At 69.1% G+C, this 16,849-nt stretch carries 18 protein-coding genes; 13 read left to right on the forward strand and 5 right to left on the reverse strand.

The window, feature by feature from the left end; genetic code table 11:
- From GVV86_RS11465 to GVV86_RS11490, 6 genes are all read left to right on the forward strand, one after another.
- Positions 1–378, forward strand: a 378-nt coding sequence (locus GVV86_RS11465; protein WP_201291445.1) for an IMP dehydrogenase, incomplete at its 5' end; no start/stop codon positions are given.
- A gap of 215 nt (positions 379–593) precedes the next feature.
- Positions 594–1,946 carry a hemolysin family protein gene (locus GVV86_RS11470; RefSeq protein WP_159618572.1) on the forward strand — a complete coding sequence of 451 codons (1,353 nt, stop codon included), beginning with the start codon at positions 594–596 and terminating at the stop codon, positions 1,944–1,946.
- The gene (locus GVV86_RS11475; protein WP_159618570.1) at positions 1,943–3,049 is read left to right on the forward strand and encodes a hemolysin family protein; all 1,107 of its coding nucleotides are present in this window, start codon (positions 1,943–1,945) and stop codon (positions 3,047–3,049) included. Before GVV86_RS11470 ends, GVV86_RS11475 begins: the two co-directional genes overlap by 4 nt.
- A 76-nt stretch (positions 3,050–3,125) precedes the next feature.
- Positions 3,126–4,106: a metal ABC transporter solute-binding protein, Zn/Mn family gene (locus tag GVV86_RS11480; RefSeq protein ID WP_246669965.1), complete on the forward strand. Its 981-nt coding sequence runs from the start codon at positions 3,126–3,128 to the stop codon at positions 4,104–4,106.
- A 41-nt stretch (positions 4,107–4,147) separates the two neighbouring features.
- Complete coding sequence (locus GVV86_RS11485; RefSeq protein WP_159802885.1) at positions 4,148–4,936, forward strand: metal ABC transporter ATP-binding protein; 789 nt, start codon at positions 4,148–4,150, stop codon at positions 4,934–4,936.
- A gap of 2 nt (positions 4,937–4,938) precedes the next feature.
- Positions 4,939–5,811, forward strand: coding sequence for a metal ABC transporter permease (locus tag GVV86_RS11490; protein WP_159618566.1), 873 nt, complete (start codon positions 4,939–4,941; stop codon positions 5,809–5,811).
- Between the two features lie 24 nt (positions 5,812–5,835).
- On the opposite strand, the gene GVV86_RS11495 is transcribed toward GVV86_RS11490, so the two are convergent.
- Positions 5,836–6,270, reverse strand: a complete 435-nt coding sequence (locus tag GVV86_RS11495; protein WP_159618564.1) for a Fur family transcriptional regulator — start codon at positions 6,268–6,270, stop codon at positions 5,836–5,838.
- Between the two features lie 76 nt (positions 6,271–6,346).
- On the opposite strand from GVV86_RS11495, the gene GVV86_RS11500 reads away from it, so the two are divergent.
- From GVV86_RS11500 to GVV86_RS11510, 3 genes are all read left to right on the forward strand, one after another.
- On the forward strand, positions 6,347–7,006 hold the full coding sequence (locus GVV86_RS11500) for an MBL fold metallo-hydrolase (RefSeq protein WP_159802886.1): 660 nt from the start codon (positions 6,347–6,349) through the stop codon (positions 7,004–7,006).
- A gap of 123 nt (positions 7,007–7,129) precedes the next feature.
- Entirely contained in the window at positions 7,130–7,309 is a 180-nt protein-coding gene (locus GVV86_RS11505) for a YegP family protein (RefSeq protein ID WP_159618560.1), read from the forward strand.
- 145 nt (positions 7,310–7,454) lie between these two features.
- Positions 7,455–7,889 (forward strand): hypothetical protein, encoded by a 435-nt coding sequence (locus GVV86_RS11510; protein WP_159802887.1) that lies wholly within the window; start codon positions 7,455–7,457, stop codon positions 7,887–7,889.
- A 113-nt stretch (positions 7,890–8,002) separates the two neighbouring features.
- Here the strand turns inward: GVV86_RS11510 and GVV86_RS11515 are convergent, their stop codons facing one another.
- Both GVV86_RS11515 and GVV86_RS11520 read right to left on the reverse strand, forming a co-directional pair.
- Positions 8,003–8,686, reverse strand: a complete 684-nt coding sequence (locus GVV86_RS11515; protein ID WP_159618556.1) for a response regulator — start codon at positions 8,684–8,686, stop codon at positions 8,003–8,005.
- 206 nt (positions 8,687–8,892) lie between these two features.
- Positions 8,893–9,342 carry a DUF4383 domain-containing protein gene (locus GVV86_RS11520; RefSeq protein WP_159802888.1) on the reverse strand — a complete coding sequence of 150 codons (450 nt, stop codon included), beginning with the start codon at positions 9,340–9,342 and terminating at the stop codon, positions 8,893–8,895.
- A 170-nt stretch (positions 9,343–9,512) separates the two neighbouring features.
- Here GVV86_RS11520 and GVV86_RS11525 point away from each other — a divergent pair, with 170 nt between their 5' ends.
- A complete protein-coding gene (locus GVV86_RS11525; protein ID WP_159618552.1) occupies positions 9,513–9,776 on the forward strand; it encodes a DUF6221 family protein in 264 nt (87 codons plus the stop codon).
- A 46-nt stretch (positions 9,777–9,822) separates the two neighbouring features.
- Here GVV86_RS11525 and GVV86_RS11530 read toward each other — a convergent pair whose 3' ends face one another.
- Entirely contained in the window at positions 9,823–10,905 is a 1,083-nt protein-coding gene (locus tag GVV86_RS11530; RefSeq protein WP_159802889.1) for a PLP-dependent cysteine synthase family protein, read from the reverse strand.
- 103 nt (positions 10,906–11,008) lie between these two features.
- On the opposite strand from GVV86_RS11530, the gene GVV86_RS11535 reads away from it, so the two are divergent.
- The 3 genes from GVV86_RS11535 (at position 11,009) to GVV86_RS11545 (ending at position 12,772) form a co-directional block, all read left to right on the forward strand.
- The gene (locus GVV86_RS11535; protein WP_159618548.1) at positions 11,009–11,842 is read left to right on the forward strand and encodes a sulfurtransferase; all 834 of its coding nucleotides are present in this window, start codon (positions 11,009–11,011) and stop codon (positions 11,840–11,842) included.
- Positions 11,843–12,006: 164 nt separating this feature from the next.
- The gene (locus GVV86_RS11540; RefSeq protein ID WP_159802890.1) at positions 12,007–12,432 is read left to right on the forward strand and encodes an HIT family protein; all 426 of its coding nucleotides are present in this window, start codon (positions 12,007–12,009) and stop codon (positions 12,430–12,432) included.
- Between the two features lie 40 nt (positions 12,433–12,472).
- A complete protein-coding gene (locus GVV86_RS11545; RefSeq protein ID WP_159802891.1) occupies positions 12,473–12,772 on the forward strand; it encodes a DUF503 domain-containing protein in 300 nt (99 codons plus the stop codon).
- 31 nt (positions 12,773–12,803) lie between these two features.
- Here GVV86_RS11545 and hrpA read toward each other — a convergent pair whose 3' ends face one another.
- Complete coding sequence (gene hrpA, locus GVV86_RS11550; protein WP_159802892.1) at positions 12,804–16,766, reverse strand: ATP-dependent RNA helicase HrpA; 3,963 nt, start codon at positions 16,764–16,766, stop codon at positions 12,804–12,806.
- Positions 16,767–16,849: the final 83 nt, after the last annotated feature.

Raw genomic sequence — 16,849 nt, forward strand, 5'->3', positions numbered from 1 at the left:
CAGGTCATGATCGGGTCCTGGTTCGCCGGGACCTACGAGAGCCCCGGGGACCTGCACACCGACAGCGACGGCCGCCGCTACAAGGAAAGCTTCGGCATGGCCTCCGCGAGGGCGGTGCAAAACCGCACCCAGGCCGAGGACGTCTTCGCCCGGGCCCGGAAGGGACTCTTCGAAGAAGGCATCTCCACCTCCAAAATGTACCTGGACCCCGCCCGTCCCGGCGTGGAGGACCTGCTGGACATGATCACCGCCGGCGTGCGCAGCTCCATGACCTACGCCGGAGCCCGCACCCTGGCCGAATTCTCCGACCGCGCCCTGGTCGGCATCCAGTCCGCCGCCGGCTACGAAGAAGGCCGCCCCCTCCCACAAAGCTGGTAACCGAACCGCCCCGGGTGGGACTCCGTTTCCCGCCCGGGGTGCCTGGGGTAAACTGAAGCCCTTATGGACAGCTCCTCTAGGGGCCGGCCGACGAACCAGCAGGCGCCACGGAACCGTGACCGCGCCGGCCAGGCTTCGTCCGAGGCCGGCAGACCCCGACTTAATGCCCATCACCTTTCTTCTGCTGCCGTCCCCGGCCGGGCGGTGAACCGTTTATGGAGTGGATCTATCTAGCGGCGGGCCTGCTGCTCATCCTCGGCACCGGCTTCTTCGTCGCCGTCGAGTTCGCCCTCGTCGCCCTTGACCAGACCTCCGTTCAGCGGGCGATCGAGCAGGGCGACAAGAAGGCCGTACCGCTGCTGCGCTGCCTCAAGTCGCTTTCCACCCAGCTCTCGAGCTGCCAGATCGGCATCACCCTGACCACGCTGCTCACCGGCTATGTCATGGAGCCATCGGTCGGGCGCCTGCTGCAGGGCCCGCTGGCCTCGCTCGGGCTTTCCGGGGGCGTGGCGTCCTCGGCGTCGCTGATTATCGCGATCGCCCTGGCCACCCTGCTCTCGATGCTGCTGGGTGAACTGGTGCCCAAGAACATGTCGATTGCCCTGCCCTTCAAGATCGGCCGCGCCCTGGCGCGGCCGCAGCTGATGGTCACGGCGGTCCTTCGGCCGGCCATCTTCGTGCTCAACGGGTTCTCCAACCGCGTGCTGAACATCTTCGGGCTCGAGGCCAAGGAGGAGATTTCCGGCGCGCGTTCGCCGGCCGAACTCTCCTCGCTGGTGCGCCGGTCGGCCCAGCTGGGCACGCTCGACCAGGGCACGGCGAACTTCCTTGCCCGCACCTTCAGCTTTTCCGACCGGACGGCGGCCGATGTCATGACCCCGCGCATCCGGATGGAAACCATCGATTCCGACCAGACCGTCGCCGACGTCGTCGAGGCGGCCCGGCGCACCGGGTACTCCCGGTTCCCCCTGATCGGGGAGTCGGCCGACGACATCCGGGGCGTCGTCCACGTCAAGAAGGCCGTCGCGGTGCCGCGCGACCGCCGGGCGTCCCTGCCTGCGGGCACCATCATGACCGACGTCCTGCGGGTCCCCGAGACCGTCCACCTCGACTCGCTGCTGCGCGAGCTGCGCGACGCGAACCTGCAGCTGGCCGTGGTGCTCGATGAGTACGGCGGAACCGCGGGGGTTGCGACGCTTGAGGACCTCGTCGAGGAGATCGTCGGCGAGGTCGCGGACGAGCACGACAAGCTCAAGCCCGGGGTGCTGCAGAGCGCCTCCGGCACCTGGTACTTTCCGGGAATGCTTCGCCCCGATGAGGTCACCGAGCAGATTCCCCTGCTCACCGTGCCCGACGAAGCGGGCTATGAAACCGTTGGAGGCTTCATGATGGCAGAGCTTGGCCGGATCGCCGCCGAGGGGGACACCGTTCCGGTCTCCGGCGGCACCCTTGAGGTGGAGCGGATGGACGGGCGCCGGATCGACCGCGTCCGTTTCCTGCCAGGCCGGACCGGGGAGAATGCGACCCGCACCGGCGCCCACGCCCTGGGCGAGGGGGGCCTCCGATGAGCGACTGGGCCGGAATTGCCTGGCTGGTGGTGCTGCTGATCGGCAACGCGTTCTTCGTGGGCGCCGAATTCGCCATCATGTCCGCGCGGCGGAGCCAGATCGAGCCGCGTGCCGAAGCGGGGTCCAAGCGTGCCCAGACCACGCTGTGGGCCATGGAGCACGTCTCACTCATGCTCGCCTGCGCGCAGCTGGGCATCACGGTGTGTTCGCTGCTCATCCTCCAGGTTGCAGAACCCGCGATCCACCACCTCTTCGTGGTGCCGCTGGAAGCGTTGGGGATTCCCGAGGGTGTGGCCGACGGCGCCGCCTTCGGCATCGCCCTGCTGATCGTGACCTTCCTCCATGTCACCTTCGGCGAGATGGTGCCCAAGAACATTTCGGTCTCCGCTGCCGACCGGGCGGCGCTGATCCTTGCACCGCCGCTGGTGATGATCGCCCGCATCGTGCATCCGGTGATCTCGTCGCTGAACTGGCTGGCGAACCAGATCCTGCGCGCACTGAAGGTCGAGCCGAAGGACGAGGTCACCTCCTCGTACACGCTCGAGGAGGTGCAGTCGATGGTGGAGGAATCCACCAAGCACGGCCTCGTCGACGACGATTCCGGCCTGATCACCAGCGCACTCGAGTTCTCCGGCCAGACCGCCGAGACGACAATGGTTCCCCTGCATGACCTCGTCACCCTCCGCACCGATGCCACGCCGGAAGAGTTCGAGCGGGCCGTAGGGCGCACGGGTTTTTCGCGGTTCGCCCTCGTCGACGAGAAGGAGAATCTCACCGGGTACCTGCACCTGAAGGACATCATGTCCATTCCGCAGGCGCTCTACCAGAAGCCGATCACCGAGAACAAGGTGCGCGCCCTTGCGAACCTCCGTCTCTCTGACGAGATCGAGGACGCCCTCGCGGTGATGCAGAAAACCGGCTCCCACCTGGCGCGGGTGCTCGGCCCGGGAGGGGAGACCATGGGTGTCCTCTTCCTTGAGGACGTGATCGAACAGCTCGTCGGGGAGATCCGGGACGCCACCCAGAACCAGGGTGCACGCCGGCTCGGCGAGGCGATGACCGAGCACAGCGGCAACCCGCTGCAGGAGGGGCGGCTGCCGTAGGGCGGGCGTGCGGTGATCTAGGCTAGACTTGATCCGCTAACGTAAACAATTCTCATTAGAGTGGATCGAGGCAGGTATGTCCCGCGCACCCATGCGCCGCACGGCTTCACTGGCAGGACTCGCCGTATTGGCACTGACGGCTTCGGCGTGTGGAGGGAACGCCGGCGCCGGGAACGCCGCGGACACCGGGTCGGAGCCGCTTCAGGTGGTCACCGGCACCAATGTCTATGGGAGCATCGTCGAAGCGATCGGCGGGGACCGGGTGGAAGTCACGGCGATCGTCGACAGCCTGAGCCAGGACCCGCACTCCTACGAGGCGACCGTCCAGGACAAGCTTGCGGTCTCGAAGGCCGACCTGCTGGTGGAGAACGGCGGAGGGTACGACGCCTTCCTGCACCGCCTCGCCGACGAGACAGGCCTCGACCACGACCGGGTGGTGACCGCCGTCAGCGTCTCGGGCCTTGAGGGTGCACCGGCGGAGGACGAGAATGCCGACGAGTCGCACGCCGAAGGCGAGGAGGGTGACGGGCATGGACACGGCTCGTTCAACGAGCACGTCTGGTACAGCCCCGAGGCGATGAAGGCCCTCGCCGGTGCCATCGGCGACAGGCTCGGTTCCCTCGATGAGGCGAATGCCGCCGGCTACGAGGAGCGGGCGGAGCGTTTCCAGGACTCCCTCACGGAGATCGAAGACCGTCTCGCGGCAGGGGGTGAGGGCAACTTCGCGGCCACGGAGCCCGTCCCGGTTTACCTCCTGGAGGCGGCCGGACTCACCGACGCCACCGTGCCCGAGTACACCGAAGCCGTCGAAGAGGGCAACGACGTACCTATTGGGGTGCTCAACGAGATGCGGAAGCTGCTCGCCTCGGGGAGCGTGAAGTTCCTCGCCTACAACGACCAGACCGAAGGACCGCAGACGCAGGCCGTGCGTTTGGCCGCGGAGGAGGCCGGCGTTCCCGTCGTCGACTTCACCGAGACGCTGCCGGACGGTGAAGACTACCTGACCTGGATGGAGACCAACGCGGAATCGGTCCTTGAGGCGCTGAACGCCGGGTGAGTGTCGAAGCGGGCCCCGGAGGGCCGGGACGTGCACCGGTTGTGAGCCTGCGCAACGCCGGGCTCTCCTTCGGTGAGCGCGTGCTGTGGGAGGGGCTAGACCTCGACATCCACCCGGGCGAGTTCTTCGCCGTGCTGGGCCCGAACGGCTCCGGCAAGACGAGTCTTCTGAAGGTGCTCCTGGGGCTGCAGGCCCTCGGCTCCGGCACCGCCACCATCAATGGCGGACCGCTGCAGCGCGGCAACCGCGGCATCGGCTACATCCCCCAGCAGCGCCCGTTCGCCGCGGACACGCCGCTGCGGGCGCGGGACCTCGTGGGCCTGGGCGTGGACGGCCACCGCTGGGGGGTCCGCCTCCGGGGCCGCAGTCACCGGGACACGGTCGACGCGCTGCTCGCCGAGGTCGGCTCCTCCTCCTACGCCGACGCCCCTGTCGGGAGGCTGTCGGGCGGGGAACAGCAGCGCCTGCGCGTGGCCCAGGCGCTGGCCACCGAGCCTCGCGTCCTGCTGTGTGACGAGCCCCTGCTCTCACTCGACCTGCACCACCAGCAGGCGGTCAGCGGCCTGATCAACCGGCAGTGCCACGAGAAGAACAGCGCCGTCGTCTTCGTCACCCACGAGATCAACCCCATCATCGACTACGTCGACCGGGTGCTCTACCTCGCCGGCGGCCGGTTCCGGGTCGGAGCCCCGGAGGAAGTCATGACCAGCGAGGTGCTCTCCGACCTCTACGGCAGCCCCGTGGAGGTGCTTCACCACGAAGGGCGGATCATTGTGGTCGGGCTGCCCGGCACCACGGCCCACCACCACCATCCCGCCGGAGAGGTCTGATCATGGATTTTCAGTCGTTCATGGAGGCGGTCTTCAACTTTGACAACTATTCCGAGCTGCTGCCGCTGGTGCGCAACTCGATCTGGGCCGGCGCCGTGCTGGGCCTGCTCGGCGGGCTGATCGGGACCTTCGTGATGATGCGCGACCTCGCCTTCGCCGTCCACGGCATCGCCGAGCTCTCCTTCGCGGGGGCCGCCTTCGCGCTCCTGGTCGGGGCGAACGTCGTCCTGGGCTCGCTGGTGGGTTCGGTGCTCGCGGCCCTGGTGCTCGGGGTGATGGGGATCCGGGCCCGGGACCGCAACTCGATCATCGGCGTCGTCATGCCCTTCGGGCTGGGGCTCGGCATCCTGTTCCTCGCTCTGTACGAGGGACGGGCGGCGAACAAGTTCGGCCTGCTCACCGGGCAGATCGTCTCCGTGGACAATGTTCAGCTGAACCTGCTCGCGGGCTGCGCCGTCGTGGTGATGGCCGCACTTGCCCTGATCTGGCGTCCGCTGACCTTCGCCAGCGCCGATCCGGACCTCGCCGAGGCCCGCGGCGTGCCGGTGCGGGCCCTGTCGATCCTCTTCATGGTGCTGCTGGGCGTTTCGGTGGCGCTGTCCATTCAGGTGGTGGGGGCGCTGCTGGTGCTGGCGCTGCTGATCACCCCGGCCGCGGCCGCGCTGAAGGTCACCTCGACGCCGCTGCTCGTGGTGCTCCTGAGCATCGCCTTCGCCTGTGTGTCGGTGGTCGGCGGGATCCTGCTTGCCCTCGGCGGCCGCATCCCGATCAGCCCCTACGTGACCACGATTTCCTTCGCGATCTACCTCGGGTGCCGGATCCTGGGCAGCCGGAGAAGCAGTGCTAGACCGGCCCGCGTCCGCACCGCGGCCTGAACCCCCGGCGCCGGGCGTCCAGGGTCAGCGCCCCGCCTTCGCCGCGGTGCACTCGGGGCACAGCCCGAAGATCTCGACGGTGTGGGCCGCCTCGGTGAATCCGTGCGCGGCCGCCGTCCGGACCGCCCACTGCTCCACCGCAGGGGCCTCAACCTCCACGGTGCGCCCGCAGTTCCGGCACAGCAGGTGATGGTGGTGATGCTCGACGGCGCACCGGCGGTAAACGACTTCCCCGTCGCCCCGGCGCAGGACATCCACCAGGCCGTCGTCGGCCATTGACTGGAGGACCCGGTAGACCGTGGGGAGGGAGACTGAGTCTCCCCGGGTGCCTAGGAGCCGGTGGAGTTCCTGGGTGCTGACAAAGTCCTCGAGCTCGTCAAGGGCGGCGCTGACGGCCAGCCGCTGACGGGTGACCCGCTGTTCGGAGCCCTTACGCGGGTGCTCCACTTCGGATCGCATGGTGAGCCCTTTCGGCGGAGGGAAGGATGAACCAGCATCAAGATTATCAGCAGGGGCTGGAGGTATCCTGTGCGCTATGAAGCTCACAAAGTACACCCACGCCTGCGTCCGGCTCGAACAGGACGGGTCGGCTCTCGTGATCGATCCGGGCAGCTTCTCCGAGGTCGAGGAGGCCCTCCGGGGAGCATCGGCGGTGCTCATCACCCACGAACACCCCGACCACCTCGACGTCGAGCGGGTCGCGGAGGGAATGGCCGCCGACCCGGGTCTGCAGCTGTGGGCCCCGGCAGCGGCGGCAGCCGCCCTGAGAGCCCGGCTGGGAGCCGGCGCTGCGGACGGGGTGCACGTCAGCGAGCCGGCCATCCAGTTCACGGCGGGGGGATTCGACGTCCGGACCTTCGGCGGCCAGCATGCGCTGATCCATCCGCACGTGCCCATGATCGCGAACGTCGGCTACCTCATCAACGACAACGTGTACCACCCGGGGGATTCCTTCATCGTGCCCGACGCCACCGAGGTTCGAACCCTGCTGGTCCCGGTCCACGCGCCGTGGTCAAAGACCGCCGAGGTGATCGACTTCATCGCCTCCGTCCGTGCGGCCAAGGCCTACCCCATCCACGACTCACTGCTCACCGACGGCGGGATCGGCCTGGTCGAGTCCCTTCTCGCCCGGTTCGGGGGGTCCGCCGGATCGCGCTATGAGCACCTGTCGCCCGGCCAGACCACCGAGGTGTAGGCGGCCCCGGACAGGACGGCCCCTGCCGGTCAAGCAGGAATTCCGCGCGGAGCGGGCCTTCCTTCCGGTGCGGGCCGCGGTTAGCCTCGGGGGACAATGGCAGCTGCGACGCAAGGGGGCGTGATGGCAGGCAGATTCGAAATCTTCCGCGACGACCAGGAACAGTTCCGCTTCCGGCTCACCGGTGAAGACGGGGCGACCCTCATCACCAGTGAACCTTACGAAGACAAGGAGACGACGGTCGACGGAATCAACGGGCTCCGGGACTGCGCGTCGATGGCCCTTGTCGCCGATCTGACCTGACCCGCCCGCTCCGCATGCCTTCGCGGCGGAGTGGAAACGGGCGGTCGAGGCGAATTAGGGCCTTTCGCCCCTGTAGTTCCGGGCGGTGCGCAGACGAACCTTAGAAAGGATCGTTGCGCACGCACGAACCGGAAAAGGAACTGCAATGGCACAAACGACCCCGCCCGGTGGGCGGATCGGCCGGGACGCAGGGTTTTCCCGGCCCGCCCACGAGGGGAGCCCGGCAGTACATGCCCGGCGGCGGGCGATGGAGAACCACCCATCGAGCATCGGGGCGCGCAAGCTGAGGATCCTTGTACGTCTGGATCCCGAACTCGCGTCGGCGCGCATCTGCGTCCGGGGCGTTCTCACCCCGGCCAACCTGTATGCGCTCTACTGCATTGCCCGGCGCACCAACGGCCTGCAGCCCGGAATGCCCATCACTGTCGACCTCACAGGGGCGCAGGCGCAGGCCGACGCGCTCCAGGCGCTCCACTCGAGCGCGGCCGAACGGCGCCTGCCGGCCACGGTCGATCCGGCCGGCGCCCCCTGCTGGCTCACCGTGCTGGAGCCGGGTCCCGGAACCGGCAGCCGGCGGTAGTCCAGAACTCGTCCGCCCCCTGCCGTACCCGCCCGCCGGGGCTATCGGGGGAGGAGGGTCGGCGGGCCCGGCCCGTCGTCAGCCTTCGCGGCGTGTCAGTCCCCGGGCCGCCGTCACTCTTCGGGCCAGCCGCGCGCGGTCGCGATAAAGACGGCGGCCTGGGTCCGGCGCTGGAACCCGAGTTTGGCCAGCAGGGAGGACACATAGTTCTTCACGGTCTTCTCCGCGAGGAACATGGTTTGGCCGATTTCCTTATTGGTCAGCCCCGCGCCGATGTAGTGGAGCACCTTGCGTTCCTGCGCAGTCAGGGCATCGAACCGGGGGTCTTCGCCCCCCGACTCGGCGAGTCCGGCGGAGATCTTTTCCTTGACCTCAGGGTTGAACAGCGATTCGCCTCGGGCGGCCCGGCGCACCTTATGCACCAGGTCCGTACCCAGGACCTCCTTGAGGATGTACCCGGCGGCACCGGCCAGGACCGCACCGCGCAGGGCCTGCTCGTCGTCGTAACTGGTGAGGATGACGCAGCGGAGGCTTTCGTCCACGGAGCGGACGTTGCGGCACACTTCGATTCCGGTGCCGTCGGGCAGCCGGGCGTCGAGGATGGCGACGTCGGGGTTCAGGGCGGGGATCCGGCGGGCGGCCTCTTCGGCGGACCCTGACTCACCCAGGACGGCGAATCCCTCGCCCTCGAGCAGGTCGCGCAGGCCGCGCCGCACCAGCTCGTGGTCGTCGAGGATGAACACCGTGGTGGTTCCGGTCGGCCCCGGCTGCGGGTCGCCTGGTTCGTGGCGGTTCATCGCGCCTCCTCATCCAGCATCGGATTCGCGGCACATCCGAGATTCCGGACGCTGCCGTGCTCCCCATGATCCACCCGGACGGGCGGTTGTGGCAGGGCCAAAAGTCCGCAGGGCCCCGGGCCGGCAGTCCGGGGCCGGGCGGGCGGCTAACGCACAGCGGCCGGGTACCGGATGCAGACCCCGGTCCCCGGCCGCTGCGGGTTTCCTCAGACGCGGGCGGTGTGCTTCTTGCGCAGCACCAGGGCAAGGGCGATCATGCCGACGCCGAGGAGCAGGTGCAGCCAGTTATCGGCCGCATTCAGCGGTACGAAGTTGCCCGCCGACTCCTGGTCGATCACGAGGCCGTAGATCCAGAGCACAAGGTACATGATGCCCCCGACGAGCAGGTAGGACCGGGCACCCGACGCGCTGCGGGCGAGCAGAATCCCCGCAACGCCGAACAGCAGGTGGACGACGTTGTGCAGCACGGAAACCTGGAAAAGGCCCAACAGCAGCGCGCCGGAGTGGTGTCCGGCGAAGGCGAGCTGTTCGTACTGCGAGGTGATGCCCGGAACGAATCCGAGGAGCCCGACGAGAAGGAAGACGGCGCCGACGGCCAGGGACGCCTTCTGGACGGCTGTCCTTGAGTTTGTGCGCGAGTGCTGTGATGTTGTCATGAGTCTTCTCCTGAAGGTGTGCGGAATGGGAACTTGTGGTTTCCACCGCTAATTCGCACTCGGGCGGGCTCCGGATGGGAAGGTAATGCGATCTTCGGCGGACCGTTGTACGACCGTTACCGCACCGGTTCGGGGAGACGCACGGGTGGAGGGTCTGTAGGGTCGGAGGCATGAGCGACCTCATCGAGTTCCTCCTGGCGCGCATCGAGGAGGACGAAGAGAACGTCCACTCCTGGTGGCACCAGCAGTCGGTCGCAGTGCTGGACCGGGCGCTCGCCGAATGCGAGGCCAAGCGCCGGATGGTGGCCCACTACTCAAGCATCGACTGGTCCAGGAACCAGCCGGACGGCCGGGACGACGCCGTCGTCTTTATGCGGCTGCTGGCCCTGCCGTATGCCGGGCACCCCGGTTACCGCAGGGAATGGCGCCCCTAGGACGGGGCCCGGTGCCCACCGTGGGCTCCCGCGGCCTCCGCGGCCCTCACTCGGGCCAGCGGCCGGTCGCGAAAAACTCCTCCAGGACCGCCTCGAACGGTTCCGGGTCCAGCCCCCGGCCCTTAAGCCAGGCATCGTCCTCGTAGGATCCGGCATATCGATCTCCGGAATCGCACATCAGGGACACGATGCTCCCGGCCCGCCCCTCGGCCCGCATGGCCGCCGCGAGCTGCCACACCCCCCACAGGTTCGTTCCCGTCGACGGTCCGGCGTGCAGCCCGGTGAGGCGCTTGAGGTGCCGCGCGGCCGCCACGGAGGCCGAATCGGGCACCTGGATCATTGCGTCGATGACCCCGGGAACGAAGCTCGGCTCCTGCCGCGGCCGTCCGATGCCCTCGATCCGCGACGCCCGGCCGGTTGCCGGCCCCGACGGGTCCGCCCAGGCGGGAAAGAACGCCGAGTTTTCGGGGTCAACGACGGCAAGCCGGGTCGAGTGGCAGTTGTAGCGCAGGTACCTGCCGATGGTCGCCGAGGTGCCGCCCGTGCCGGCGCCGACGACGATCCATTCGGGGACCGGGTGCTCCTCGAGGGCCAGTTGGCCGAAGATCGACTCGGCGATGTTGTTGTTTCCCCGCCAGTCCGTGGCGCGCTCGGCGTAGGTGAACTGGTCCAGGTAGTGGCCCCCGGTTTCGCGGGCGATCCGCTCGGCCTCGGCGTAGACCTGGCCGGCGTCGTCGACGAAGGAGCAGGTCCCGCCGTACTGCTGGATCAGGGCGATCTTCTGGGAACTCGTGGTGCGCGGCATCACCGCGATGAACGGCAGGCCGAGAAGCTGGGCGAAGTAGGCCTCGGAGACAGCGGTCGACCCGCTGGAGGCCTCAACGATGGTCGTGCCCTCGGTGATCCAGCCGTTCACCAGCCCGAAGAGAAACAGGGAACGGGCCAGCCGGTGCTTCAGGCTTCCCGTGCGGTGCGTCGATTCGTCCTTCAGGTAGACCGAGACCTGCCATCCGGGCGGGAGGGGCACGGCGAAGAGGTGCGTGTCGGCGGACCGGCGGTTTTCGGCCTCGATCCTTTGGACAGCGTCTGCGGTCCAGGCGCGGCCGGCGGAGGCGCTGTAGGTGATCATTGGATCAGCCTACAAGCGCTACTGGTGTCGGCCCGGTGCCTGTGGTGGACTGGCGTGCATCAGGACCGGCCCGGTGCCGGCTCAATTATCTAAGGAGATCTTGATGAAGACTCTGATGGACGTGCAGACGCTGCGGGACCGGATGACCTCCGGGCTGCAGACAGTGCTGCTCGATGTCCGGTGGTCGCTGGGTGATCCCCACGGCCATGGGCATTACCGCTCATCGCACATCCCAGGGGCCATGTACGTGGACCTGGAGGAGCAGCTGTGCTCCCGCCCGGTTCCGGCCCTTGGACGGCACCCGCTCCCGGACCCGGACGCGTTCCAGGAGACGGCCCGGCAGTGGGGCATCAACCGGCCCGACGACGTCGTCGTCGCCTACGACGACTCGGGCAACCTTGCCGCCGCACGCCTGTGGTGGCTGCTGCGGGATGCCGGGCTGCGCTCGGTCCACCTCCTCGACGGCGGGCTGACCGCCTGGCGCGCCGCAGGGTACGAACTCGAGGGCGGGGAGGAACAGCACTGTCTGGGCTCGGTCGAACTGGGCCGGGGCGGGATGCCCGTGATCGACCTCGACGGCGTGCGCCGCGGCGGGGAGGACCTGCTGCTGCTCGACGCGCGGGCCCCGGAACGCTTCAGCGGCGAGTACGAGCCGGTCGACCCGAAGGCCGGGCACATCCCCGGGGCGCGCAGCGCACCCACGACGGACAACCTTCGGGCCGATAAGACCTTCCGGCCGCCGGCGGAACTGCGGGAGCGGTTCGCCCGCCTCGGAGTAGCGGGAGCCGGCAGCGTCGCCGTCTACTGCGGCTCCGGCATCACGGCCGCCCACGAGATCGCCGCCCTGGAGATCGCCGGCATCCCTGCCGCCCTGTACCCGGGCTCCTGGTCCCAGTGGTCCTCCCGGCCCGACCTTCCGGTGGCCACGGGAGCCTGAGCTGCAGGCCGGGGCCGGGACGGGCACCGTCTCCGCCCCGGCTGGCAGGGACGGTGCCCAGCAGGTAGCGTCGAGGCATGAACCCCGGACGTCCCTCGCCCCCGCCGCTGCGGGGAACCATCCCTGCCAGGGGAGCGGGGCGCGCCCCTGGCGAAGGAGGGCCTGTGACCACTGTCTTTACCCGGATCATCCGCGGCGAGATTCCCGGACGCTTCGTCTGGGCCGACGACGATGTCGTCGCGTTCCTCACCGCTGCCCCGATCACCCCCGGGCACACCCTCGTGGTGCCGCGCCGGGAGGTTCCGCACTGGCTCGAGGCCGACCCGGAGACGCTCACCCGGGTGATGGCCGTGGCCCAGGCCATCGGCAGGGCCCAGGAGCAGGCGTTCGGCGCCAAGCGGGTGGGGGTGCTGCTCGAAGGCTTCGAGGTGCCCCACCTCCACGTGCACGTTTGGCCGGCGCAGGGCCCCGAGGACTTCGACGTCCACGACGTTGACCGGAACCCCGACCCGGCCGCCCTCGACGCCGCCGCTGACTCCCTCCGCGAGGCGCTGCGCGCGGCCGGCTCCACCGCCGTCCCCTCGGCCTGAGCCGGCGCCTCGTCCCGCACCGCCGGTGGAAGGAGCCGACATGTGGATCGGCACCATCGAATTCGACCTGCTGCTCGGCGATGTCCATTCGCTCAAGGGCAAACGCTCCGTGGTCCGCCCGCTGGTGGCCGACCTCCGGCGCAGGTTCGACGTCGCCGCCGCGGAGGTCGAAGGCCTCGACCTGCACCGCCGCGCCGGCATCGGCGCCTCCGTCGTGGCGGCCGACCGGCGGCACGCCGTCGAGGTGCTCGACGCCGTCGAGCGTTTCGTCGCGGCCCGCCCCGAACTGGACCTGCTCAGCGCCCGCCGCCGGCTGCTGAACTCTGAGGACCTCGCCTGAACCCGTTACAAGATGTCGGACCCGGGCACCCTCAGGCGGCGAGTGCCTCGCCCAGGGCGGCCCGGATGCGCTTTTCGGATACGCTGTAGGCGGTGCCCAGCTCCTGGGCGAACAGGCTGATCCGCAGCTCCTCAAGCATCCAGCGCACCCGCTTCAGGTCAGGCGCAGTCTTCCGCGCGCCGGCCGCCAGCGCCGCCACGGCGTCGTCGTATTCGTCCTCGAGGCGCTGCACGACGGCGGTGCCCGCATTGTCGCGGGCGACGTTCGACGCGAGCTTCTCGAGGCGCATCTCAATGCCGCGGAGGTAGCGGGGGAGGTGGCTGAGCTGCGCGTAGCCGGTCTTCGCCACGAACCCCGGGTAGACGAGTTGTTCGAGCTGGCTGCGGATGTCGTTGAGCGCGGTGATCATCGCCAGGCTCGTGGTGCCCTTGAGCTGCTTGGAGATCCTGCGGTGGCTTGAGAGGATCTTCTCAACGGTGGCCGTCACGGTGAACACCGTGTCGATCAGCTCCGCCCGCACGAGCTCGTAGAGCGCGTCGAATTCCTTCTGTGTCCAGGGCAGCTGCTCGGGGACCAGCTTGTCGATGGCGGCCAGCGAGCAGTCCGAGATGAGCGCGGCAACGCTGCCGTGGGGGTTCTGGCTGAAGGTGAGCTTCTCGGTGTTGCTCAGGTGCTCAAGGACGTACTTGGCCGGGCTGGGCACGCGCAGGGACAGCAGCCGGATGACGCCGGCGCGCATCGCCCCGGCCTGCTCGGCCGGGCTGGGGAAGACCCGCAGGCCCACCGAGGTGGTTTCGTCGACGAGGGCGGGATAGCCGGTCACGAGGTGCCCGGCCACTGTGCGGGAGACCTCGCGCGGCACCGTCCCGAAGGTCCACGCCGTCGCCCCTGTCACTTCCTCAAGTCCCGGCGTGCCCCCGGCCGACGGCGTGGCGCGCGCGTCGGCGGCCGCGGGCTGCGGTGCTGCGGTGGTTCCACCGTCGGCCGCCGGGGCCCGGCCGCCGCGGGGGCCCTTGGCCGTGCCCGAGCCCTCCGGACGGGTGCTTGACGGGGTCGCTCCGAGGGACGCGGCGATGGCCCGGCTGACGGCGGGCGCCAGGGAGGCCTTGAGGGCGTTCAGGTCCTGGCCCTCGTCGAGGACCTTCCCCTTGGCGTCGACGACGGTGAAGGTCATCGACAGGTGCGGGGGCAGCACCGACCAGTTCCACGATCCGGGCGGGATGATGTGCCCCTTCAGGCGGCGCAGGACCAGTTCGAGGGAGGCCTCGAGGTCGTCCACCGCCGGATCGAAGTCCGCCTCGAGCGCGGCGACGGCGGACCGGGCCACGTCCGGCGCCGGGATGAAGTTCTTGCGGATGCCCTTGGGCAGGGACTTGATGAGCGCCGTGACGAGCTCCACCCGCAGGCCCGGGATCTGCCAGCGGAACGGACCGGACTCGAGCTGGTTGAGGAACAGCACGGGGATCCGCACCGTGACCCCGTCGGCCGCGCCGGGGGCGCCGGGGGAGAATTCGTAGCTTAGGGGCAGCTCGAAGCCGCCCTGGTGCCAGGTGGTGGGGAAGGCCGAATCGTCGAACGCGTCGGCGTCCTCGGCGAGCAGGTCCTCCGGATCGAAGTCGAGCAGGTCCGGGTCCGCCTGGCGTGCCTGCTTCCACCACGAGTCGAAGTGCCGTTCGGAGACGACCTCCCGGCCCACCCGGGCGTTGTAGAAGTCGAAGAGTGTCTCGTCGTCGACCCTCAGGTCCCGGCGGCGCAGCCGGTTCTCGAGCTCCTCGATCTCCGCCAGCCGGGCCTGATTGCGGGAGAAGAACTTGTGGTGGGTCTTCCAGTCGCCCTCCACCAGGGCATGCCGGATGAACAGTTCGCGCGCCACCTCGCGGTCCACACGGCCGTAGTTGATGCGCCGCTGCGGCACGATGGGCACCCCGTAGAGGGTGACCTTCTCGTACGCCATAACCGAGCCCTGCCGGCTTGACCAGTGCGGTTCGCTGTAGCTGCGCTTCACCAGGTGGGGAGCCACCTGCTCGGCCCACAGCGGATCGAACCGGGCGGCGACCCGGGCCCACAGCCGGGAGGTTTCGACGAGCTCGGCGGCCATCACCCAGTCGGGGGACTTCTTGAACAGGGCCGAGCCGGGGAAGACCGCGAAGCGGGTCCCGCGGGCGCCGGCGTACTCCCGCTTGCGCTGGTCGTAGAGCCCGATGTGGCTCAGCAGGCCAGAGAGCAGGCTGATGTGGATGGCGTCGCTGTTGCCCACCGGGTCGATGGCGCCCGGGGCGAGGGTGATGCCCAGCGGCTTGGCGAGCTGGCGCAGCTGGGCGAAGAGGTCCTGCCACTCCCGGACCCGAAGGTAGTTGATGAATTCATTGCGGCACAGCCTGCGGAACTGGGTCGAGGACAGTTCCTTCTGCTGCTCTTCGAGGTAGCGCCACAGGTTGAGGTACCCGGTGAAGTCCGAGTGCTCGTCGAGGAAGCGCTTGTGCTTTTCGGCGGCGCTCTGCTGCTTGGCCGGCTGGTCGGCGGACGGCCGTTCGCGGGGGTCCTGGATGGTCAGGGCCGCAGCGAGGATCATGACCTCCTTGGCGCAGCCCCGGCCGGCCGCCTCGACGATCATGCGGCCGAGCCGTGGATCGACCGGCAGCTGGGCGAGCTTGCGGCCGACGCCGGAGAGCCCGCCGTCGTCGTTCAGGGCACCGAGCTCGCGCAGCAGGGCCACGCCGTCGGTGATGGCCTTTGCGTCGGGCGGCTCGACGAAGGGGAACTCGGCGATGTCGCGCGGGCTCTTCGTGACGCCCATGGCGGTCATCTGCAGGATCACCGCGGCCAGGCTGGTTCTCAGGATCTCGGGCTCGGTGAACGGGCGCCGGGACTCGAAGTCCTCCTCGGAGTAGAGGCGGATCGCGATGCCGTCGGAGACGCGGCCCGAACGCCCGGAGCGCTGGTTCGCCGAGGCCTGCGAGACGCGTTCGATCGGCAGCCGCTGCACCTTGGTGCGGTGGGAGTACCGGGAGATGCGGGCCGTGCCGGTGTCGATCACGTACTTGATGCCCGGAACGGTCAGGGAGGTTTCAGCGACGTTCGTGGCCAGCACGATGCGCCGGTTGGAGCCGCCGGCGCTGAACACGCGGTGCTGCTCCTGCAGGGACAGGCGGGCGAACAGGGGCAGCACTTCGGTGCCGCGCAGGCGCTGGGTGTTCTGGATCCTGGCCCGAAGGGCGTCGGCCGCGTCGCGGATCTCGCGCTCGCCGGAGAAGAAGACGAGGATGTCCCCGGGGGCCTCGCGGGAGAGTTCGTCGACGGCGTCGCACACCGCGTCGACCGGGTCGCGTGCCTCCTCGAGGTCGTCATCGGAGTCGTTGTCGCCGGCGGGCTGATCCAGCGGCCGGTACCGGATTTCCACCGGGAAGGTGCGCCCGGAGACCTCGATGATCGGCGCCGGCGCGGTGTCCGTGACGGCGGCGTCGGCGGCGAAGTGCCGGGCGAAGCGTTCCGGATCGATGGTCGCGGAGGTGATGATGACCTTCAGGTCCGGCCGCTGGGGCAGGATGCGCTTCAGATAGCCGAGGATGAAGTCGATGTTGAGGCTGCGTTCGTGGGCCTCGTCGATGATGATCGTGCTGTATTTCCGCAGCATGCGGTCGTGCTGGATCTCCGCCAGCAGGATGCCGTCGGTCATGATCTTGATTTTGGTGCTGCGGCCCACCTGGCCGGTGAACCGGACCTGGAAGCCGACCTCCTCGCCGAGCTTGACGTCGAGTTCCTCGGCGATGCGTTCGGCCACGGTGCGCGCCGCGAGGCGGCGGGGCTGGGTGTGGCCGATCAGCCCGGAGTCGGCCAGGCCGAGCTCCAGGCACATCTTGGGGATCTGGGTGGTCTTACCCGAGCCGGTCTCGCCCGCGATGATGGTGACCTGGTTCGCCGCGATGGCCGCCATGATGTCCGAGCGGCGGGCCGAGACGGGAAGATCCGCGGGGTAGGAGATTGTCAGTGCCATAGTTGCTTCCAGTCTAGTGCTCCGGCGCCTGGTGGGCCGGGCGGCAGGGAGCAGCCGGGAGGGGAGCGTGCCCGCCGTCCGGG

It is taken from the genome of Arthrobacter zhaoguopingii, from assembly GCF_009828595.1.
Classification (GTDB): Bacteria; Actinomycetota; Actinomycetes; order Actinomycetales; family Micrococcaceae; genus Arthrobacter_D; species Arthrobacter_D zhaoguopingii.